Consider the following 19,602-nt stretch of genomic DNA (forward strand, 5'->3'; position numbering starts at 1 on the left):
CGCTGCTCTGGCTTGTAGCGGGTGCAGGGCGCAGCCCTGCCTCCAACCCTCATGCAAACAACGGCGCCTGCCGCTGCTCCAGCCGCAGCAATGCCGCCTTGGTTTCCAGGCCGCCACCAAAGCCCGTCAACGTACCGTTGCTGCCGATCACGCGATGGCAGGGCAGCACGATCGGCAACGGATTACGACCATTGGCCGCGCCGACCGCACGGGTCGCCGTCGGCTGGCCCAGCTGCTGCGCCAGCTGCAGGTAGCTCCAGGTCTGGCCGAAAGGAATCAACGCCAGCGCATGCCACACGCGCAGCTGGAACGGCGTGCCATGCGGTGCCAGCACCAGGTCGAAATCGCTGCGCTCACCATGCAGGTACTGCAGCAACTGTTCGCGCGCCTCCGGCAATGCGCCGGGCGCGTAATGCCAGTGCTCGCGGCCGCGCGCAGGATGGCGGTTTTCCGGGAACAGAACGTGGGCCAGGCCATTGTCATCCCCGGCGATGGTGAGTTCACCGATCGGTGTGTCGAAGCGATCGAACAACAGGTTCATGAGGGTTCTCCAACGAAAGTGCCGGACAGGTGCCAAAGATGCAGCACGGCATAGGCGCGCCATGGGCGCCACGATTGCGAACGTGCTTCGGTGGCGCGTTCGCTGAGGCGCTCGCCCTGTGCATGGCCCAGCACCTGCTGCAGCACCAGATCACCGGCGGGGAAGGCATCAGGCTGGCCGAGCCCGCGCAGGGCGATGTACTGCGCCGTCCATGGGCCGATGCCCGGCAGTGCCACGCAACGGGCGACGAAATCCTCCAGTGCCTGGCCCGGCCCGAAGTCGAGCTGGCCGCTGGCGCAGGCTGCGGCGAGTGCGCGCACGGTGGCGGCGCGGCTGCGTGGCAGGCCGATCGATTCCAGTGGGGCTTCGGCAAGCACATCCGGCGCCGGAAATTGCCGGTCGAATTCAGACGGCATGCCGGGCAGGTGCGCGCCGTAGGCGTCGACCAGCCGGCGTGCGAATGTGGTCGCCGCCGCCACGCTGACCTGCTGGCCCAGCACCGCGCGCACGCCCACCTCGAAGCCGTCCCAGCCGCCCGGTACGCGCAGGCCAGGTCGCTCGTCGATGCCACGTGCCAGCAACGGTTCGTCGCCCAGTGCTGCGTGCACCTGCTGCAGGTCGGCATCCAGGTCGAACACCCGACGCACGCGGCGCACGATGTCCGGAATCAGGCGCGGGTCGACCGCGCCCAGCTGCAGGCGCAGCTCGGGCCGCTTCGGATCGGCGGTGACGCGCAGCAGGGTGGGGCGCTCGGCTGTGCCCAGTACGCGCTGGTAACTGTCTTCACCGATCAGCTCGATGCCGGGCAGGCTGCGCTTGCGCAGGAATGCCAGCATCCGCGGGAAATCCAGCGGCGGTCGATAGCCCAGGCGAAGCACCAGACCGCCATCGTCGGCGGCCAGTGGATGGTGCTGGCGGCGCAATACGGTAGGTGCCATGCCGCAGCCCTGCAGGAAGGCCGTGTTGAAGCGGCGTAGGCTGTTGTAACCAGCGGCCAGCGCCACGTCGGTCACCGGCAGCGTGGTTTCGGTCAGCAGCTGCTTGGCCAGCAGCAGGCGATGGGTCGCGTGGATCTGCCCTGGCGTTGCCCCCAGACGTTCGACGAACAGGCGTTGCAGCTGGCGTGCGCTGAGGCCGATCTTCCCGGCCAGGTCGGCCACCGGCTGGTCCTGCAGGAAGCCCGCGTGGATCAGCGCCAACGCACGCTGCACGGCCTGTCCGGCCAGTGCCTGTTGTGCCAACGGGGCCAGTTCGGGCCGGCAGCGCAGGCAGGGACGATAGCCAGCCGAAGCGGCGGCAGCAGCCGTGGGGTAATAGGTGATGTTGCGCGGCTTCGGCGGCGGCGCCGGGCACACCGGCCGGCAGTAGATGCCGGTGCTGCGCACGGCGGTGAAGAACACGCCGTCGAAGCGCGCATCACGGGCCAGGCGGGCGCGGTCGCAGGCGGCGGTGTCGAGGGCGAGTGCGGTATCCATGGCGCCAGTCTAGGCGCGTCCGGGGGACAGTACTCGCCATATTCGGACATGGATGCCGGGGGCGGTCGGCCGGGCTGCGCCCGGCACCCGCGGGGGCAACGGCAACGGCAACCTCAACAGCAACAGCGGGCGATCCATGGGATGGCGGGGTGGGTCCGGTTGCAGGGGACGCTGCAAGTACGTCCATGTAAGCTTGGCCGCGGCATCCATGCTGCGGACACCCCTGCAACCGGACCCACCCCGCCTTCGACAGATTTCCGCGAACTGTCGAAATGGCATGGTCTGCTCTTGGTGGGTGTCGACCTTGGTCGACACATGGATCCGCGCCATGCGTGGGTGGGATTTGGGACGACGCCGGAATGGGGAATGACAAGGGTTAAGGGTCAGAAGCGGTTCAGTGGCGCGCGCTGAATGCGCGGCAGGGGCAGGTAGACTGTGGTTCTTACCTGTCCGAAATCCGGTTGCCCGATGTCCGCCAAACTCCGCTGGTTGCCCCTGTTGTGCCTGGCCCTGGCGGGCTGCAGTCAGTTGGAGAACCCCGGCAACGTCACTGCCGCCGACAAGGCCACGCGTGCCCCGGCCAGCGATGGCGAGAACATGGTGTCGATCAATGCCGCCGATGCGCCGCCGCCGCCGGCACAGGCACGCAGCAGTGCCGATCGGCCCTGGCCGCAGACCCAGCTGGACAATGGCAAGGCGTGGATCAGCTGCGGCACCGACTACGCCGGCGAAGGCGGCGATGGCCTCGAACTGGAAGGGCTGCAGCGCGAACAGCTGAAGCAGGCCCTGGCGCCGTGTGCCGAGCGTGGCCTGCTGCGCGTGCGCTACAACGGCAAGATCAACCCCGGGTTTGCCGAGATGATGTGGCGGCTGGCCGTGGTGGCCGACGAGCTGCAGATCCACAAGCGCATCCTCGATCTGGATTCCAGTGGTGGCCAGGTGGAATCGGCCATCGTCGCCGGTGACAGCATCGGTGAATCCGGCTGGACCATCTGGGTGCGCGAAGGTTCGATCTGCCACAGCGCCTGCGTGTTCGTGCTGGCTGCCGGTGACAACCGCCTGTTGACCGGCAAGGTCGGCATCCATCGCATGATGCGCATCAGCTCCAAGGCCACCTCGCGCGCGGAACTCAACCGCGAGCTGCACGAGGTCTATGACAACGTGAAGGACTATCTGCAGCGCAATGGCGTGGCGGTGGGCGTGGCCGACCTGATGATGACCGTGCCCAACCGCAGCCTGCGCCTGCTGACGGCCGAAGAGCTTCGCCAGTACGGCCTGGACGGCACCAACGCGGTGCAGGACGACCTTGAGCGGATCAAGCAGATGCGTGCCTGTGGCGACGACTTCGTGCAGCGCAAGGATGCCTTCCTGGTGGCCTTCGACCAACAGTGCAAGCGCGATGGCGCCGACATGGAATCGATCAACAGCTGTGGCCAGTCGCTGAAACAGCGCTTCGGCTTCCCCGATCCGGTATGCCCGGAGGAAAGCCCGCTGTCGGAGATCGACGTGGCCACGCTGCCGCCGGCGCCGCCGGAGCAGCCGCCGGTGGCCGAGCAGCTGCCGGCGACGTCCGCTGCACCGGCGGCGCAGGCCGACGCTGGCGCGGTGGAGGGCAGCGTCCAGGCGCGCTGACGGGCCACTCACCGCGCTGGCGTAGACTGCGGTTCTTTCCATCGAACCGGCGGTGTCCATGAAGCGCGTGCTCCTGCTGCTGTCCCTGTTGCCCCTGGCTGCACTGGCGCAAACGCCTGCACCGGCCACGCCCGCGCCGGCCCCGGCGCGCCCCGCGGCGAGCGCCCCGACCGCCGCGAAACCGGCGACGGCTGCTACGCCGGTGCTGAGTGCTGCCCAGCAGGCGCAGGTGCAGAAACAGGACGCGGAAATGGGCAGCGCCGCATTGAAGGCCGCGCAACTGGTCGACGCCAATCGGGCGGGTGAGTTGTGGGACGGCGCCTCGGCTGTTGCCCGCCGCGCGGTGCCCAAGGCCGCCTTCGTCAGCCAGCTTGCGGCAGACCGCACGCGACTGGGCGCGATGGCCGGGCGTGGCCAGCCGACTATCACCCGCGTGAAATACGCTGCAGGTGCGGCCGTGCCCGAGGGCCTGTACATCAACGTCAGCTTCCCGACCCGTTTCGCCAACAGCGCGCAGCCGGTACGCGAGCTGGTGTCGTTCCGCTTCGATGAAGACCAGACCTGGCGCCTGGCCGGTTACAGCCTGCGTGCATCCAGCCCCTGACGGAGAACGACGATGACCACCGAACTGACGATGCTGGCGTGGGCGATGCTGCTGGGTTTCGTCTACATCTTCGCCGCCTCCACCGTGGTCACCCGCGAGCGCGGGATGAAATGGAACGCCTCGGCACGCGACGACTCGTCCAAGCCGCTGAGCCCGCTGGCGGGGCGGCTGCAGCGGGCGCAATCCAACTTCTTCGAGACCTTCCCGTTCTTCGCCGCCGCTGCGATCGCGGTGGTGGTGGCCGGGCGTGGCAGCGATGCCACCGCCTTGGCCGCGCAGGTCTACTTCTGGGCGCGTGTGGTGTACCTGCCGTTGTATGCGGCCGGCATTCCCTATGTGCGCAGCCTGGTCTGGCTGGTGTCGATCCTGGCGATCCTGGCGCTGGTGTTCGCGCTGCTGTGAAGTACAGCTGATCCAGATCAAGGCCGGTCAGGCACGCGGCGCTATGCTGGCCGCGACTGGATCAACGGCAGGAGGCGCGCATGCGCAGGATGGACGTGGTGGTGGTCGGCGCCGGACCGGCCGGGTTGTGCTTTGCGCGCGCGCTGGCCGGCACTGGCCTGCAGGTGGGGCTGGTCGAGGCGCAGCCGCGCCAGGCCTTGGCCGAGGCCGCCTTCGATGGCCGTGAAATCGCCCTGACCCATGCGTCGCGGCAGAGCCTGGAACAACTGGGCCTGTGGCAACGCCTGCCCGAAGCCGAGATTGCCGAGCTGCGCGATGCGCGGGTGATGAACGGCGGGTCGCCATTCGCGCTGACCTTTGCCAGCAGCCAGATCGATGGCCAGCCGCTGGGCTGGCTGGTGCCCAATCATCTGATCCGCCGCGCGGCGTGGCAGGCGGTGCAGGGCCAGGACGGGCTGGAGCTGTTCGATGGTCGCAAGGTGCAGGCGGTGCGCGCCGACAGCCAGGGCCACGTGGTGCGCCTGGATGATGGCAGCGAACTGCACGCGCGCCTGCTGGTGTGCGCCGACAGCCGCTTCTCCGGCACCCGCCGCATGCTCGGCATCGGTGCGCAGATGCGTGACTTCGGCAAGTCGATGCTGGTGTGCCGCATGCAGGTCGAGCGCGATCATCACCACACGGCGTGGGAGTGGTTCGGCTATGGCCGCACCATGGCACTGCTGCCGCTCAACGAAGGCCAGGCATCGGCGGTGATCACCCTGCCGCCGCGGCAGATCGAAGAACTGCTGGCGATGGATGAGATCGCGTTCGGGGACGCCATCAGCGGTTTCTTCGAACACCGTCTGGGACGGATGCAGCCGGTGGCGACGCCGCAGGCTTATCCCCTGGTCGGGGTATATGCGCAGCGCTTCGTCGGCGAGCGTTCGGCATTGATCGGTGATGCCGCGGTGGGCATGCACCCGGTCACCGCACATGGTTTCAACCTGGGCCTGGCCAGTGCGCAGCGGTTGGCGCAGGGCATCGCCGAGCAGCAGCGGCGCGGGGCGGACATCGCCGCCGCCGGCATGCTGGGCAGCTACCAGCGCGGACATCGGCTGTCAGCGCGGCCGCTGTATGAGGCGACCAATGCGGTCGCCAGCCTGTATACCGATGACCGCCGGCCGGCGCGCCTGTTGCGCGCGGCCGGGTTGCGGGTGGCGCAGGGGGTGGCGCCGTTCCGGCAGCTGATTGCCGCCCACCTGACCCAGCGCGTGGCCTGACGGCAGCGCGGTGACTCAAACGGCGGCCAGTACCCGGATCTGGCTGTCGTTGAACTCGACCACCTGGCCTGCGCGGATCTTGCAGGCCTTGCGCAGCTCGACCTCGCCATCGACCAGCACCAGGCCTTCGCTGATGACCATCTTGGCTTCGCCACCGCTGGTGACCAGGTCGGCCAGCTTGAGCAACTGCTTGAGTTCGACGTAGTCGCCGTCGAGGTCGAATTCGAGGATCTGCATGGAACGGGGTTTCCTGGGGCAGGCGCTGCAGGACAGAGCCCGCAGCGGTAAAATGGGCGCCTATTGTGCGCCACGGCGGGCCGTAACGGCATGCCGATGGCTTCCTGTACACCATGTTCAGGAACAGTGCGGTATCATTCCGCTCTGAGCGAGTGAAACCTCAGCTTCAACCGAGCAGCGCCAGGGCACGCGATAAGAAGGGCGCCCAAAGCGCGGAATCCCCCTTTTTTTCGCCTGCCATGCTCGTGGCAGTGCCTTCGGAGTTCCCCATGTCCCAAGAAACCCAAGCGCAGCTGCAGTTCGCGCAGCTCGGCCTGTCCGATTCTGTCATGCAGGCTGTCACTGCCATCGGCTACGAAACGCCGTCGCCGATCCAGGCTGCCACCATCCCGGCGATGCTGGAAGGCCGCGACGTGCTGGGCCAGGCCCAGACCGGTACCGGCAAGACCGCAGCCTTCGCGCTGCCGGTGCTGTCCAACATCGACCTGCAGCAGATCAAGCCGCAGGCCCTGGTGCTGGCCCCGACCCGCGAGCTGGCCATCCAGGTTGCCGAGGCGTTCCAGTCCTATTCCTCGAAGATCCCCGGCTTCCGCGTGCTGCCTGTGTACGGCGGCCAGCCTTACGGCCAGCAGCTGACGGCCCTGCGCCGCGGCGTGCACATCGTGGTCGGTACCCCCGGCCGCGTCATCGACCATCTGAACCGCAGCACGCTGGACCTGTCCGAGCTGAAGACGCTGGTGCTGGACGAAGCCGATGAAATGCTGCGCATGGGCTTCATCGACGACGTCGAAGCGGTGCTGAAGAAGCTGCCGGAGAAGCGCCAGGTGGCGCTGTTCTCGGCCACCATGCCGCCGGCCATCCGTCGCATCGCGCAGACCTACCTGAAGGACCCGGTCGAAGTCACCATCGCGACCAAGACCACCACCTCGGCCAACATCCGCCAGCGCTACTGGTGGGTGAGCGGCATGCACAAGCTGGACGCGCTGACCCGCATCCTGGAAGTCGAGCCGTTCGACGCGATGATCGTCTTCGCGCGCACCAAGGCCGGCACCGAGGAACTGGCCAGCAAGCTGCAGGCCCGTGGCCTGGCCGCTGCCGCCATCAACGGTGACATGCAGCAGGCCCAGCGTGAGCGCACCATCGCCATGCTGAAGGAAGGCAAGCTGGACATCCTGGTCGCCACCGACGTGGCCGCCCGTGGCCTGGACGTGGAGCGCATCAGCCACGTGCTGAACTACGATATTCCGTACGACACCGAAAGCTACGTGCACCGTATCGGCCGTACCGGCCGTGCTGGCCGCAGCGGTGAGGCGATCCTGTTCGCCACCCCGCGCGAAAAGGGCATGCTGCGCCAGATCGAGCGTGCGACCCGCCAGCCGATCGAAGAAATGCAGCTGCCGAGCGTGGAAGCGGTCAACGACAACCGCATCAACAAGTTCACCTCGCGCATCACCGAGACCCTGGGCCAGGGCGGCCTGGACTTCTACCGCCAGTTGCTGGAGCGTTTCGAATCCGAGCAGAACGTGCCGGCCATCGAAGTGGCCGCCGCACTGGCCAAGATGATGCAGGGCGATACCCCGTTCCTGCTGCAGCCGCCGGTGCGTGCACCGCGCGAAGAGCGCGCGCCGCGTGAGCGTTTCGAGCGCACTGAGCGCCCGGAACGTGGCGACCGCAACGAGCGCGGCCCGCGCTTCGAGCGTGGTCCGCGTCGTGACGATGCCGAGGGTGGCTTCGAGCAGCGTCCGCGCCGTGACGTGCCGCCGCGCGGCGCACCGGAGCAGGGCATGGAGACCTACCGCATCTCGGTCGGCCACCAGCACGGCGTGAAGCCGGCCAACATCGTCGGTGCCATCGCCAACGAAGCCGGCCTGGAAAGCCGCTTCATCGGTCGCATCGACATCCACGACGACTTCTCGCTGCTGGATCTGCCGGCACAGATGCCGTCGGACGTGCTGACCCACCTGCAGAAGGTATGGGTGTCCGGCCAGCAGCTGCAGATGCGTCCGTTGGCGGCCGGTGAAGAGGTCAATCCGGCGCCGCGTCCGTTCAAGCCGCGCTTCGACAAGCGTGGTCCGGGCGGTCCGGGTGGCCCGGGTGCTCCGCGTCGCAGTGGTCCGGGTGGCCCCGGCGGCGACCGCGACAGCCGTCCGCCGCGTCGTGATGGCTTCAACAAGCCGCGCGGCCCGCGCAGCTTCTAAGCCGCGCAGAAGTAGATGAACAACGCCAGCCTCCGGGCTGGCGTTGTCGTTTTCAAGAGGTCAGGCCGGCCCGGCCGCCGCTGCCGATCACCCGCCGGGTCCGGTTTCGCATGGCCCACACATCCCCGGTCCTAGGCTGGCCCGGTTCCGTAGGAGATTGTCACCGCAGCACATTCGGGGGATCCAGGATGGGTAGAAGTGGCATGGACCAACAGCGCCGACGGGTACCGATGACCCGCGGGCTGGGACTGCGATTTGCGCTGTTGACGGGCATGGCGATCGGACTGGTCGCGCTGTCGGCCGTGATCCAGGAGCTGCAGGCGGCATCGACCGCGTGGATCGCAGGGCAGGGCTACTGGTCGCGGGGGCAGCAGGACGCCACCGCAGCGCTCAGCCGTTACCTGGCGCGCGGCCATCTGCAGGATCTGCAGGATGCCCAGCGGGCACTTCAGGTTCCGCTGGGTGACCTGCAGGCTCGCAAGGCGCTGGAGCAACCCGAACCGGACGAGGCGACAGCCCGCGCCGGTTTCCTGCGTGGGGGCAATGCCCGCGCCGACATTCCACGGCTGATCTTCTCGTTCCGCCATGCGCGCAATGTCGGTGCCTTCCGCGAGGCCACCTGGTTGTGGCGGCAGACCGACGCGGACCTGCTGGCCCTGCAGGCGTTGTCGGAGGAGCTGCAGCGCCGCCATGGCGCGGGGCCGCTGGACGAGGCGACCGTGGATGACTACCTGCACCGGCTGCGTGGCATCGACCACCAGCTGCGCGAGCAGGCGCAGGCGTTCTCGCAGGCGCTGCTGCGCATGGCCCGCGCGGTGCGCATCGCGACCCTGGCCGTAGGCGGCCTGTCGGTCCTGCTGATCAGCCTGATGGCGGTTGCCCTGGCCCGCCGGGTCGGCAAGGACCTGACCGAGCACGAGAGCCGCTTCCGGGCGGCCTTCTACCAGGCCAACGTCGGCATGCTCAAGCTGGATGCCAGCGGCCGGGTGGTGGAGGCCAACCAGGCGATGGCCGACATCCTCGACCATCGCCGGGACGTGCTGCTGCAGATGTCGCTGGCCGAGCTGCTGATGGAGGGCGAGCTGGTCATCGATGAGGCTGGCCGTATCGACTGGGATCGCCAGTTGCGGCCGGGCGAGCTGCGCTTCCGACGCCGCGATGGCAGCCTGGTGTGGGGGCGTTGGAGTGGTACCGGCGTGCGCACCGCCGACGGCCGCCTGTCGGTGTTCGCCATCGTCGAGGATGTCAGCCAGAACCATGCCCTGGCGCGCGAGATCGAACACCATGCCAGCCACGATCCCCTGACGGGGCTGATCAATCGTCGCGAGATCGAGCGCCTGCTGGAGAAGTCGCTGCTGCAGGTCCGCTCCGACGGTGGAACCCACGCACTGGGCTACATCAACCTGGACCACTTCAAGCTGGTCAACGACAGCTTCGGCCACGCGGCCGGCGACCAGATGCTGCGCAGCTTCGCCGAGTACCTGGTCGGCGCGGTGCGTGATGGCGACTGGGTGGGGCGCCTGGGTGCGGACGAGTTCGCGGTGTTCCTCGCCCGCGCCAACCAGGATGAAGCCAAGCGCGTACTGCAGCGGTTGATCCGCAATCTGGGCCAGGCCACGTTCCCGATCAGCGAAGGCAGTCCGCAGCTGAGCTGCAGCGTGGGCGTGGTCGAAGTGACGGCTGAGGCGCCGGACGCGAACTGGCTGATGAGCGCCGCCGACAGTGCCTGCTATGCAGCCAAGCAGGCCGGTCGCAACCGCGTGCATTGCTTCAACGAAAACCGGTTGGCCCTGGAAGAACGGCGGCTGGAGGCCGAGCGCCTGCAGCGGGTCAGCCGTGCCATGGCCGAGAACCGGATGCTGTTGTATGCGCAGCGCATCGCCAAGGTGGGCGATCCGTCCTACCTGCACTACGAAGTGCTGGTGCGCATGCGCGACAGCGATGGCGTGCTGCACCTGCCGGGCCAGTTCATGCCGGCGGTGGAGCGTTACGGCATGGCGGTGGTGCTGGACCGGCACGTGCTCGGCCTGCTGTTCCGCCACCTGCAGGTGTGCCCGGCGCACGTACGCCAGCTGGGCCTGTGCAACGTCAACGTGTCGGCGCAGTCGATCGCCGAGCCGGGATTCCTGGCGTTCGTCTGCGACCTGCTGGAGCGCAACCGTGCGCTGGCGTCCAAGCTCTGCTTCGAGATCACCGAAACCGCGGCAATCGGCAACCTGAGCCAGGCACGTGCCTTCATCGACGCGGTGAAGGCGCGCGGATGCCGGGTGGCGCTGGACGATTTCGGCTCCGGCCTGTCCTCGTTCGGCTATCTGCGGCAGCTGCCGGCGGACATGCTGAAGATCGATGGTGCCTTTGTGCGTGACATGGATACCGATCCGGTCAGTCGTGCCAGCGTGCGTGCGATCAGCGAGCTGGGCCGCGAACTGCAGATGGAGGTGGTGGCCGAGTGGGTGGAGACCATTGAAGTGGCCGAGGCGCTGGCCGGGATGGGGGTGCAGGGCCTGCAGGGCTATGCCATCGAACGGCCGCAGCCACTGGAACGGTTGACCCTGGCCGACCTGCGGCCGATGCGGTTGGCCGGCACGCAGGGGCCATCGGCTGCCGGCTGATGGTGCTGCGGCCGGGCTGCGCCCGGCACCCGCGGCAGTGCCGGCCGCTGGCCGGCAACCTCAACAGCAACAGCAACAGCGGGGTTCCGTGGGATGGCGGGGTGGGTCCGGTTGCGGGGGACGCTGCAAGTACGTCCATGTAAGCTCGGTCGCGCCATCCATGGCGCTCACGCCCCCGCAACCGGACCCACCCCGCCTTCGACAGATCTCCGCAATCTGTCTGGATGGCATGGCCTGCTCCTGGTGGGTCGACGCGTAGATCCACGCCATGCGTGGATGACATCCAATCCATTCAATGATTTCGAGATCGGTATGAACATCCATCCACGCACGGCGTGGATCTACCAGATGGCGGGACACTGTCAGGGGTGGGGCGGTATGGGCAGGCAGGACCGTTGGCGCCATGGATGGCGCCATCGAGCCCCCATGGATGGGTTTACGGCGTGTCCTGCCTGCCCATACCGCCCTGCCCACCTCGGTAGCCCGCTTCCGCTGTTGCTTCGGCTCCGGCCTCTGCGGGGGCCGGGCGGCAGCCCGGCCAACACCCCCGCCACTTTGGTCTACACATCGGCGGTGCCTTCGACTGCGATAATGCCGCCAGGGGCGACGCGCAGTGGGCGCGGACGTAAGCAGTAACAGGACGTGGCGTGGGCGGCAGGCAGGTGCGTTTCGAAACAGGGGCGGTGCTTGTCCTGCTGCTGGTGTGGTTGGCGTTGCCGTGGCTGGGCCATGCGCGCAGCGTCGACGCCGGCCGCGATTATCTTCTGGTCGGCACCGCGACGGCCGAACCTACGCCTCATCGCGCGTGCACGCCGGAGATGCTGGCCGGGCCGCGCCAGCAGACACAGGTGAATGCACCGCCAGAAGGCTGGTCCGGCGAGCCGCAGGCGCTGGATGTCTTCAATGTCTTTGCCGGCGAAGTGCGGCTGCAGCACGGTGACCGCGAGATCTGCGGCAACATGCAGGACGCGCGCACCCGCGATTCGCGCTTCCGGGCGGGCATCGGCATGGTGGCGGTACCCGCTGCCGGCAGCCACGAACCCTTCCTGGTCTCCTGGCAGACACCGCTGAAGGCGCGCTGGGTGCCGACATTGCAGCTGGGTGCGCCCAGCCCGGTACAGCAGAACGACACGGCCCGGCTGCTGGTGCGCGCCGCCTGCATCGCCGTGGCAATCGCGCTGGCGCTGTCGGCGCTGATGGCCTATCTGACCACCCGTGACCGCAGTTTCCTGATGTACATCGGCGCCACCCTGGTGCTGGTGCTGTGGCAGTCGATCCTCGGTGGCCTCAGCGGCTATCCCGAACCCTGGCTGCGGGTTGGCGCGCGCGGGGACGGGTGGCTGCTGGCACTGACTGCAGCCACCCAGGCACTGGTGTTGCCGGCGTTGTGGCGCCTGAACGGCGGTGACCGCGTACTGCCACGTTCGCGCGTGGCCCAGCAACTGGTGTTGTGGTCCCTGCTGATGCTGGCGGCGGTGGTGCCGTGGTTGCAGCGCGATGGACTGGGCGTGGTCGCGCAGATCCTGCAGGGGACCTTCGTCGTCGGCTGCGCACTGTCGTTGGCGATGGGCATCTGGGCCCGGCTGCGCGGCGATGTCTGGTCGCTGGCAGGACTGGCCGCACTGGCGCCGATGCTGGTGCTGATCGTGGCCGACGCCGCCAGCGCGCACTGGCTGATGGAGTACCGGGTGGAGGCCCTGCAGCTGGCGGTCACCTGGCTGCTGATGATGGCGGCCTACGCGCTCAACCTGCGCCTGGGCCGGCTGCGCCAGCAGCGTGATGAAATGCGCCAGCTCGCCGAGACCGACATGCTGACCGGCCTGCCCAACCGCCGCGCCGGCCTGCACCAGCTGGCCCAGCATCTGCAGGGCGGCGAGCGTGAGAGGGGCCCGCTGGTGATCGGCTTCCTTGATATCGATCTGTTCAAGGACATCAATGATCGCCACGGCCATGAGGTCGGCGACCAGGTGCTGGTGGCCGTGGCGCGCGCGCTTCGTGCCGCTGTCCGCAGCGAGGACCAGGTGGTGCGGATGGGGGGCGAGGAGTTCCTGCTGCTGTTGCCGGGCATGCCGCGGGAGATCGCTGCCGCCCGCCTGGAACGCCTGCGCCAGCGCATCACCGAGACCTGCCGGGACCTGCAGGTGCCCGGCCTGGAGGTGACCGCGAGCATCGGCTTGGCACAGTGGCGGCCGGCCGAAGATGACCTGGCCGCGCTGCTGCGGCGCGCCGACCATGCCATGTATGTGGCCAAGCGCAGTGGCCGTAACCGGGTGTTCGATGGCGAGACCGAAGATCCATTGACCACGGCATGAGGCGGGAAGGGCGGCGATGCCGGATAATGGGGCGATGACCAGCCGACTCAACAAATACATCGCCGACACCGGCTTCTGCTCCCGTCGCGAGGCCGATCGCCTGATCGCCGCCCGCCGCGTCACCGTCAATGGCCATGCCGCCGGCACCGGCGCGGTGGTCGGCGAGGAGGACAAGGTGCTGGTCGACGGCCAGCCGTTGCGCGTTCGCACTGCCCGCAAGCCAGGCGCCCGCCGCCACGTGTACATCGTGCTGAACAAGCCGGTGGGCGTGACCTGCACCACCGAAAGCACGGTGAAGGGCAACATCGTCGACTTCGTCGGCCATGAACAGCGCATCTTCCCGATCGGCCGCCTGGACAAGGAATCGGAAGGACTGATCCTGATGACCAGCAACGGCGACATCGTCAACCAGATCCTGCGCGCCGAAAACGGCCACCAGAAGGAATACCTGGTGGCGGTGAACAAGCCGGTCACCGACGAATTCCTGCGCGCGATGGCCCGCGGCGTGCGCATTCATGACCAGATGACGCTGCCGTGCAAGACCTCGCGGATCGCCAAGTTCGGTTTCCGCATCACCCTGCAGCAGGGCCTGAACCGGCAGATCCGGCTGATGTCGGCCGAGTTCGGCTATCGCGTGACGCAGCTGCGCCGCGTGCGCATCGACAACATCAAGATCGGTGCGCTGAAGCCCGGCCAGTGGCGCAACCTGACCGAGCAGGAGCTGCACGGCCTGTTGCCGCAGCAGCAGGACTGGTAAACGACGTGTGTAGAGCCGGGCCTATGCTCCGCTGCCTTTGCCCGGGTGCAGCCGAGCATGGGTGCGGCTCTACATCCGCTAGACTTTGCGGCGACCTGCCGGAACGTGACGCTGCATGATCAAGCCCGACAAGCCCGCCAACGAAGCGCTGCGCCTGGAGGCGCTGTACCGCTACCGGATCCTCGATTCCGAACGGGAACGCTCGTTCGATGATCTGGTCGCCATTGCCAAGGCGGTATGCGGCACGACGATGGCGGCCGTGACCCTGATCGACGTCGAGCGGCAGTGGTTCAAGTCGATACAGGGCATCGATGCGGCCGAGACCCTGCGCAGTGATTCGATGTGCGGCCATGCCATCCTGCAGCCGCAGGAGATCATGGTGGTCGAGGACGCGTTGCAGGACGTGCGCTTCCACGACAACCCGGTGGTGACCGGCGACCCGCACGTACGTTTCTATGCCGGTGCACCGCTGATCAGCAGTGACGGCCTGCCGTTGGGCACGCTGTGCGTGTTCGACGCGCGCCCGCAGCACTTGGCAAGCGACAAGGCCGAAGCGCTGGCCGCGCTGTCGCGGCAGGTGATGCTGGTGATGGAGCTGCGCCGCTTCGCGCTGGACATCCAGAAGCACATGCTCGAGCGCGACGACTACGAGCGGCTGCTGTCGGACTACCACGATCTGCTGCTGGCACAGAATGCCGACCTGGCCGAACAGAGCCGGACCGATGCGCTGACCGGCCTGCCCAACCGCCGCGCGCTGGCAGCAGCGCTGGGAGAAGCCGTGGTCGCCGCCGATGGCCAGGCGCGGCAGGCCTGCGTGGCGCTGGTGGACATCGACCATTTCAAGCACATCAATGATTTCCAGGGCCATGCGACCGGCGACCGGGTGCTGGCCGAACTGGGGGCGCTGCTGCGCTCGCACTTCGCCGGGCGCGGCATGGCCGCACGCTACGGCGGTGAGGAATTCGTCGCACTGATGCCGGACGTGGACCTGCGCACCGCCGAGCTGCAATGCGAGTTCCTGCGCGTGGCGGTGTCCAACCTGCCGCTGGGCTTCCCGGTGACGATCAGCATCGGCGTGGCCCAGCACCAGCCCGGTGAAACCTCCGAGCAGACCCTGGCCCGTGCCGATGCCGCGCTGTACCGGGCCAAGGGCGCCGGCCGCAACCGGGTGGAAGTGGCGCCCTGACCGCCCGCGCGGCTGCGGTGGATCCACGCCACGGGTGGAACCACCAGTAGATCCACGCCACGCGCGGATGCACCAGTAGATCCACGCCACGCGCGGATGCACCAGTAGATCCACGCCATGCGTGGATGCACCAGTAGATCCACGCCATGCGTGGATGCACCAGTAGATCCACGCCATGCGTGGATGGCCCGGGCGTTCGCGGGCAGTCGCAGCCATTGCGATCCTCGTACGGCACCCTCAGCGTCTCACTGCAAGGACGTCGACCATGCTGCAGACCCTGGCCATCGCCAATTACCGATCACTGCACGAGCTGGTGCTGCCGATGCAGCGGCTCAACGTCGTCACCGGCGACAACGGCAGTGGCAAATCCAGCCTGTACCGCGCGCTGCGCCTGCTGGCGGAAACCGCGCAGGGCGGCGTTGCAGCGGTGCTGGCGCGGGAGGGCGGATTGGGTTCGGCGCTGTGGGCCGGTCCGGAAAAGATTGATCGCCGCGTGCTGGCCGGTGAGATTCCGCTGCAGGGCGGACCGCGGCAGGAATCGGTTGGGCTCAAGCTCGGCTTTGCCACCGATGAATTCGGCTACGCCATCGACCTCGGCTATCCGCCGCCGAGTCGATCGGCCTTCGCACTGGATCCGCAGATCAAGGCCGAAGCGATCTGGGCGGGGCCCTTCCTGCGCAGCGCCAACCTGCTGGTCGACCGCCGCGGGGCGCTGGTGCGGCAGCGGCACGCACGCGGCTGGGACCTGGTGGACGACCGTCTTTCGCTGTTCGACAGCCTGTTCACCCAGGTGGGCGATCCGCAGCGTATGCCGGAAGCCATCACCTTGCGCGAGTACATCCGCCGTTGGCGCTTCTACGACCACTTCCGCAGTGATGCCGATGCGCCGGCGCGACAACCGTCGATGGCGACCCGCACCCCGGTGCTGCACCACGACGGCCGCGACCTCGCCGCCGCCTGGGTGACGATCCTGGAAATCGGCGATCCGCAGGCGCTGGCGCAGAGTGTCGAGGATGCATTTCCGGGGGCGACGGTGAGCTTCGAGGAACTGGATGGCCGGCTCGCGCTGCGCTTCCACCAGCCCGGTCTGCTGCGGCCACTGTCGATGGCCGAACTGTCCGACGGCACGTTGCGTTTCCTGTTGCTGGCAGCGGCGCTGCACACGCCACGGCCGCCGCCGCTGCTGGTACTCAACGAGCCGGAGACCAGCCTGCATCCGGACCTGCTGCCGGCGCTGGCACGCTTGATCATCGCCGCCAGTGCGCGCAGCCAGGTCTGGGTGGTATCGCATGCCACACGCTTGATCGCCGCGCTGGAGCAGGCGCCGCACTGCCACTCGATGCACCTGCTCAAGGAGCACGGGCGGACGCTGCTGAGCGGGCAGGGCCTGCTGGATGCACCGGCCTGGCACTGGCCGCAGCGCTGAGACCGGTACCGGGAAGATCCGCGCAATGCGCGGACGCGCTCAATCGGCGATGTTGCGCGCTTCGGATGTGCCGAGGATCTCCGGATGCTGCACGCGCTTGCGGCGGTTCAGCAGCGGATGCAGGAACACGGCACCGACGATGATCGCCACGCCCAGGTAGAACCACGGGGTGACTTCGTGCTGCTCGCGCAGCAGCACCACGGCCAGCAACACGGCGTAGACCGGCTCCAGGTTGGTGACCAGCTGCACGGTGTAGGCGCTGAGGTGGCGCAGCGCGACCAGGGCCAGGGCAAACGGCAGCAGCGTGCAGACACCGGCCAGCACCAGCAGCAGGATGCCGTCGTGCAGGTCGGGAACGATCCACAACGGACTGGCCAGCGCCGGCAGCAGGTACGGCATCAGTGGGGCCAGCAGGGTCAGGGTGATGGTGCCGGCGCCCAGTTCCAGCGCGGTGACCGTCAGCGGATCGGCATGGCTGACCATGCGCTTGTTGAGCGAGCCGAACACCGCCACCAGCAGGGCCGACAGCGCGCCGATCAGCACGCCCATGCGCATGCCGTTGGGCACGCCGCCCACCACCAGCGCCACACCGGGCAGCACGGCCAGGCCGAAGGCCAGCTCGCGCATCTGGAACGGGCGTTTGGCCACCCACGGTTCGATGATCGAAGTGAACACCGGTGCCAGGGCGATGCAGGTCGCAGCAACCGAGGCATTGGCCAGCTTCACCGCGCCATAGAACGTCAGCCAATGCAGCGCGACCAGCGCGCCGATGCCGGCATAGCCGGCGACCAGCCGCAGCGGCAACGTGCGCAGCCCGCGCCAGACCCGCGGCAGCAGTGCCAGCATCGCCACCACCAGCAGCATCCGCCACCACACCAGCGGCAGCGCGGGCAGGGTGATCAACTTGCCGAGGATGGCGGTGACGCCCCACAGCAGGACACAGAAGTGGATCTGCCAAAGCGCTTTGCGGGTGTCGGGTGTGCTCATCAGCGTATTGTGAGGCAAGGCGCATCGGCGGGCGATGCCTGTGGCATGCTCGCGGCGTTGCCACGAGGGAGCCGTGCATGCCTGCTGCCCGTTTTCTTCTGCTGCGCGGCTGGGCGCTGTTGACCGCGCTGGTCGCGGCAGCATCGCTGCTGCTGCAGTTCGCCCTGCTGATGCGCGGCATCGGCGCCAGCCTGGGACCCGGCGTGGCGAGCCTGCGCTTCCTCAACTACTTCACCATCCTCAGCAATCTGGCCGTGTGCCTGGGCTGCGTCTGGCTCTGCAGCGGCCGCACCCTGCGCCCGACGGTGGCCGCCACCCTGGCCCTGTGCATCGGCGTCACCGGCCTGATCTATCTGCTGGCGCTGCAGGGGCTGTGGCAGCCAACTGGCCTGCAGTGGTGGGCCGATGTCGGTCTGCACTACGTGGTGCCGCTGCTGTATCTGGCCGGTTGGGCGGGGCTGCTGCCTCATGGTGGCCTGCGCTGGCGTGCGTTGGGCGTGGTCCTGCTGGTACCGCTGGCCTACCTGGGCTGGGCGATGCTCACGGCCTCGTGGCTTGGCAGCGCCCCGTATCCGTTCCTGGACGTGCAGCGGATCGGTTCGCGTGCATTCGGCCTCAGCGTACTGCGCGTCGGCGCGGTGTTCGTGCTGGGCTGGACACTGCTGTGGGCCGTGGATCGCTGGCGCCGTCGATGAGCCGTTGCAGCGCCATCGCCGCCGCCGGGTTGCGCGCCTTGCCGGCGCCGATGCACAGCAGGTAGACCTCGCGCGGTGCGGCAGGGGCCGGTGGGGCCAGGCAGGGCAGGTCATCGACCGCCTCGCCTCGCGCCCAGCACCGCGCGCGACCGGCCCAGCGCTGCTGCATCGGCAGGGGAAGACCTTCGGTCAGCCGGGCCTGGCTGCGTTTGATCCGTGCATAGACGAAGCCGGCGGTGATGTCACCGTGCAACGGTGACTCGTCGCTGTCTTCGATCACCAGGGCCACGCCATGCCGGCGCGCCGCTTCAACCAGTTCCGGCCCATGGACGCTGGCGTTGCGCACCTCCAGCGCATGCTGCAGCACCGTTCCCTCCCGCTGCTTTGGCAGCTGTGCCATGAAGGCATCCAGCGCCTCTGCATCGGCCGGGTGCTGCGGGTCGAACTGCCAGAGCAACGGGCCGAGCCGGTCGCCGAGGGCGATGGCTGCCTGCAGGAACGCGCCAGCCGCCTCGATCGTGGACGACAGGTCGCGGCGCTGCACCAGATGGCGCGGCGCTTTCATCGAAAAGCGGAAGCCGTCCGGCGTCTGCGCGGCCCATTGCGCACACTGGGTCGCTGTCGGGGTGCGGTAGAAGGTGCCGTTGATTTCGATGCAGCGCAACGCGCGACTGGCGTAGGCCAGCTCTTCGCGCTGGATCAACCCTTGTGGATAGAAGGCGCCACCACGCCATTGCGGGAACACCCAGCCGCCGATACCGCAGCGGACCGGCGACGCAGACGCTGATCGTGCCGTCATTGCGTGTGTTCCGCCCGCCACGGATCGTAACTACCGAACCACCACAGGTAGCCTTCCGGATCGGCGCAGGCATAGCCACGTCCACCATAGGCCTGGTCGGCAATGTCGATGACGATGCGTGCACCGGCAGCCTTGGCCCGCGCGTAGTGGGCGTCGACATCAGTGACGATCACGCAGGCGCTCTGCGTCTGCCGGCCACCGACGTCATCGGGCATCACCGCCAGCTTGGCCCATTCGCCGCTGTTGCTGGCAGATCCAAGCATGATCATGCCCTGGCCGAACACCAGCTGTGCGTGGTGCACCGTATCGCCGTCGGCGTACACGGCCTGCGCGTGGAAACCGAACGCGCGCTGCAGCCAGTCGATGGCGGCCAGCGCGTCGCGGTAGCGCAGGCACGGAATGATGGTGGAGCCGTTGCTGCTCTGGCCGTTCGCACCCATGACACCCCTCCTATGGCACAGGGCAGGCTGCACCCGGGAC

The 19,602-nt window shown here is 68.0% G+C and carries 17 protein-coding genes; 11 read left to right on the top strand and 6 right to left on the bottom strand.

Translation table 11 applies throughout. The features are described from left to right. Positions 1 to 49: 49 nt before the first annotated feature. Together AC13GI_RS00855 and AC13GI_RS00860 are read right to left on the bottom strand one after the other, a co-directional pair. On the bottom strand, positions 50 to 541 hold the full coding sequence (locus tag AC13GI_RS00855; protein ID WP_100551986.1) for a methylated-DNA--[protein]-cysteine S-methyltransferase: 492 nt from the start codon (positions 539 to 541) through the stop codon (positions 50 to 52). Continuing rightward, a complete protein-coding gene (locus tag AC13GI_RS00860; protein ID WP_482995246.1) occupies positions 538 to 2,016 on the bottom strand; it encodes an AlkA N-terminal domain-containing protein in 1,479 nt (492 codons plus the stop codon). The genes AC13GI_RS00855 and AC13GI_RS00860 overlap by 4 nt, the downstream gene beginning before the upstream one ends. Positions 2,017 to 2,484: 468 nt before the next feature. On the opposite strand from AC13GI_RS00860, the gene AC13GI_RS00865 reads away from it, so the two are divergent. The 4 genes from AC13GI_RS00865 to ubiM all read left to right on the top strand — a co-directional run bounded on the left by AC13GI_RS00865 (position 2,485) and on the right by ubiM (position 5,913). Beyond that, complete coding sequence (locus AC13GI_RS00865) at positions 2,485 to 3,648, top strand: COG3904 family protein (protein WP_099821467.1); 1,164 nt, start codon at positions 2,485 to 2,487, stop codon at positions 3,646 to 3,648. Between the two features lie 58 nt (positions 3,649 to 3,706). Then, positions 3,707 to 4,252 carry a DUF4019 domain-containing protein gene (locus AC13GI_RS00870; RefSeq protein WP_099821466.1) on the top strand — a complete coding sequence of 182 codons (546 nt, stop codon included), beginning with the start codon at positions 3,707 to 3,709 and terminating at the stop codon, positions 4,250 to 4,252. Between the two features lie 12 nt (positions 4,253 to 4,264). Further along, positions 4,265 to 4,654: an MAPEG family protein gene (locus AC13GI_RS00875; RefSeq protein ID WP_099821465.1), complete on the top strand. Its 390-nt coding sequence runs from the start codon at positions 4,265 to 4,267 to the stop codon at positions 4,652 to 4,654. An 80-nt stretch (positions 4,655 to 4,734) separates the two neighbouring features. After that, positions 4,735 to 5,913 carry a 5-demethoxyubiquinol-8 5-hydroxylase UbiM gene (gene ubiM, locus AC13GI_RS00880; RefSeq protein ID WP_099821464.1) on the top strand — a complete coding sequence of 393 codons (1,179 nt, stop codon included), beginning with the start codon at positions 4,735 to 4,737 and terminating at the stop codon, positions 5,911 to 5,913. 15 nt (positions 5,914 to 5,928) lie between these two features. On the opposite strand, the gene AC13GI_RS00885 is transcribed toward ubiM, so the two are convergent. After that, positions 5,929 to 6,150, bottom strand: a complete 222-nt coding sequence (locus AC13GI_RS00885) for an RNA-binding S4 domain-containing protein (protein WP_089239773.1) — start codon at positions 6,148 to 6,150, stop codon at positions 5,929 to 5,931. A 269-nt stretch (positions 6,151 to 6,419) separates the two neighbouring features. On the opposite strand from AC13GI_RS00885, the gene AC13GI_RS00890 reads away from it, so the two are divergent. From AC13GI_RS00890 to AC13GI_RS00915, 6 genes are all read left to right on the top strand, one after another. Beyond that, entirely contained in the window at positions 6,420 to 8,348 is a 1,929-nt protein-coding gene (locus AC13GI_RS00890) for a DEAD/DEAH box helicase (RefSeq protein ID WP_025877722.1), read from the top strand. Between the two features lie 188 nt (positions 8,349 to 8,536). Further along, complete coding sequence (locus AC13GI_RS00895; RefSeq protein WP_099821463.1) at positions 8,537 to 10,960, top strand: putative bifunctional diguanylate cyclase/phosphodiesterase; 2,424 nt, start codon at positions 8,537 to 8,539, stop codon at positions 10,958 to 10,960. 647 nt (positions 10,961 to 11,607) lie between these two features. After that, a complete protein-coding gene (locus AC13GI_RS00900) occupies positions 11,608 to 13,272 on the top strand; it encodes a sensor domain-containing diguanylate cyclase (protein WP_099821462.1) in 1,665 nt (554 codons plus the stop codon). Positions 13,273 to 13,306: 34 nt separating this feature from the next. Continuing rightward, positions 13,307 to 14,029, top strand: a complete 723-nt coding sequence (locus tag AC13GI_RS00905; RefSeq protein ID WP_099821461.1) for a pseudouridine synthase — start codon at positions 13,307 to 13,309, stop codon at positions 14,027 to 14,029. A gap of 115 nt (positions 14,030 to 14,144) precedes the next feature. Then, positions 14,145 to 15,215, top strand: coding sequence for a sensor domain-containing diguanylate cyclase (locus AC13GI_RS00910; protein ID WP_482995247.1), 1,071 nt, complete (start codon positions 14,145 to 14,147; stop codon positions 15,213 to 15,215). 265 nt (positions 15,216 to 15,480) lie between these two features. Continuing rightward, positions 15,481 to 16,641, top strand: coding sequence for an AAA family ATPase (locus tag AC13GI_RS00915; protein WP_099821459.1), 1,161 nt, complete (start codon positions 15,481 to 15,483; stop codon positions 16,639 to 16,641). 39 nt (positions 16,642 to 16,680) lie between these two features. Here AC13GI_RS00915 and AC13GI_RS00920 read toward each other — a convergent pair whose 3' ends face one another. After that, positions 16,681 to 17,628, bottom strand: coding sequence for a DMT family transporter (locus tag AC13GI_RS00920; protein ID WP_482995248.1), 948 nt, complete (start codon positions 17,626 to 17,628; stop codon positions 16,681 to 16,683). A 77-nt stretch (positions 17,629 to 17,705) separates the two neighbouring features. Here AC13GI_RS00920 and AC13GI_RS00925 point away from each other — a divergent pair, with 77 nt between their 5' ends. Further along, entirely contained in the window at positions 17,706 to 18,323 is a 618-nt protein-coding gene (locus AC13GI_RS00925; protein WP_482995249.1) for a Pr6Pr family membrane protein, read from the top strand. On the opposite strand, the gene AC13GI_RS00930 is transcribed toward AC13GI_RS00925, so the two are convergent. Then, on the bottom strand, positions 18,244 to 19,122 hold the full coding sequence (locus AC13GI_RS00930; protein WP_482995250.1) for a DUF72 domain-containing protein: 879 nt from the start codon (positions 19,120 to 19,122) through the stop codon (positions 18,244 to 18,246). The two genes, AC13GI_RS00925 and AC13GI_RS00930, sit on opposite strands and share 80 nt — an antisense overlap. Continuing rightward, entirely contained in the window at positions 19,119 to 19,562 is a 444-nt protein-coding gene (locus tag AC13GI_RS00935) for a VOC family protein (RefSeq protein WP_380653303.1), read from the bottom strand. Before AC13GI_RS00935 ends, AC13GI_RS00930 begins: the two co-directional genes overlap by 4 nt. Positions 19,563 to 19,602 lie beyond the last annotated feature (40 nt).

Source organism: Stenotrophomonas sp. 82F1, assembly GCF_056861525.1.

Coding starts and splice junctions, on each gene's coding strand:
- AC13GI_RS00855 (WP_100551986.1), bottom strand. CDS start 541: ATGAACCTGTTGTTCGATCGCTTCGACACACCGATCGGTGAACTCACC.
- AC13GI_RS00860 (WP_482995246.1), bottom strand. CDS start 2,016: ATGGATACCGCACTCGCCCTCGACACCGCCGCCTGCGACCGCGCCCGC.
- AC13GI_RS00865 (WP_099821467.1), top strand. CDS start 2,485: ATGTCCGCCAAACTCCGCTGGTTGCCCCTGTTGTGCCTGGCCCTGGCG.
- AC13GI_RS00870 (WP_099821466.1), top strand. CDS start 3,707: ATGAAGCGCGTGCTCCTGCTGCTGTCCCTGTTGCCCCTGGCTGCACTG.
- AC13GI_RS00875 (WP_099821465.1), top strand. CDS start 4,265: ATGACCACCGAACTGACGATGCTGGCGTGGGCGATGCTGCTGGGTTTC.
- ubiM (WP_099821464.1), top strand. CDS start 4,735: ATGCGCAGGATGGACGTGGTGGTGGTCGGCGCCGGACCGGCCGGGTTG.
- AC13GI_RS00885 (WP_089239773.1), bottom strand. CDS start 6,150: ATGCAGATCCTCGAATTCGACCTCGACGGCGACTACGTCGAACTCAAG.
- AC13GI_RS00890 (WP_025877722.1), top strand. CDS start 6,420: ATGTCCCAAGAAACCCAAGCGCAGCTGCAGTTCGCGCAGCTCGGCCTG.
- AC13GI_RS00895 (WP_099821463.1), top strand. CDS start 8,537: ATGGGTAGAAGTGGCATGGACCAACAGCGCCGACGGGTACCGATGACC.
- AC13GI_RS00905 (WP_099821461.1), top strand. CDS start 13,307: ATGACCAGCCGACTCAACAAATACATCGCCGACACCGGCTTCTGCTCC.
- AC13GI_RS00910 (WP_482995247.1), top strand. CDS start 14,145: ATGATCAAGCCCGACAAGCCCGCCAACGAAGCGCTGCGCCTGGAGGCG.
- AC13GI_RS00915 (WP_099821459.1), top strand. CDS start 15,481: ATGCTGCAGACCCTGGCCATCGCCAATTACCGATCACTGCACGAGCTG.
- AC13GI_RS00920 (WP_482995248.1), bottom strand. CDS start 17,628: ATGAGCACACCCGACACCCGCAAAGCGCTTTGGCAGATCCACTTCTGT.
- AC13GI_RS00925 (WP_482995249.1), top strand. CDS start 17,706: ATGCCTGCTGCCCGTTTTCTTCTGCTGCGCGGCTGGGCGCTGTTGACC.
- AC13GI_RS00930 (WP_482995250.1), bottom strand. CDS start 19,122: ATGACGGCACGATCAGCGTCTGCGTCGCCGGTCCGCTGCGGTATCGGC.
- AC13GI_RS00935 (WP_380653303.1), bottom strand. CDS start 19,562: ATGGGTGCGAACGGCCAGAGCAGCAACGGCTCCACCATCATTCCGTGC.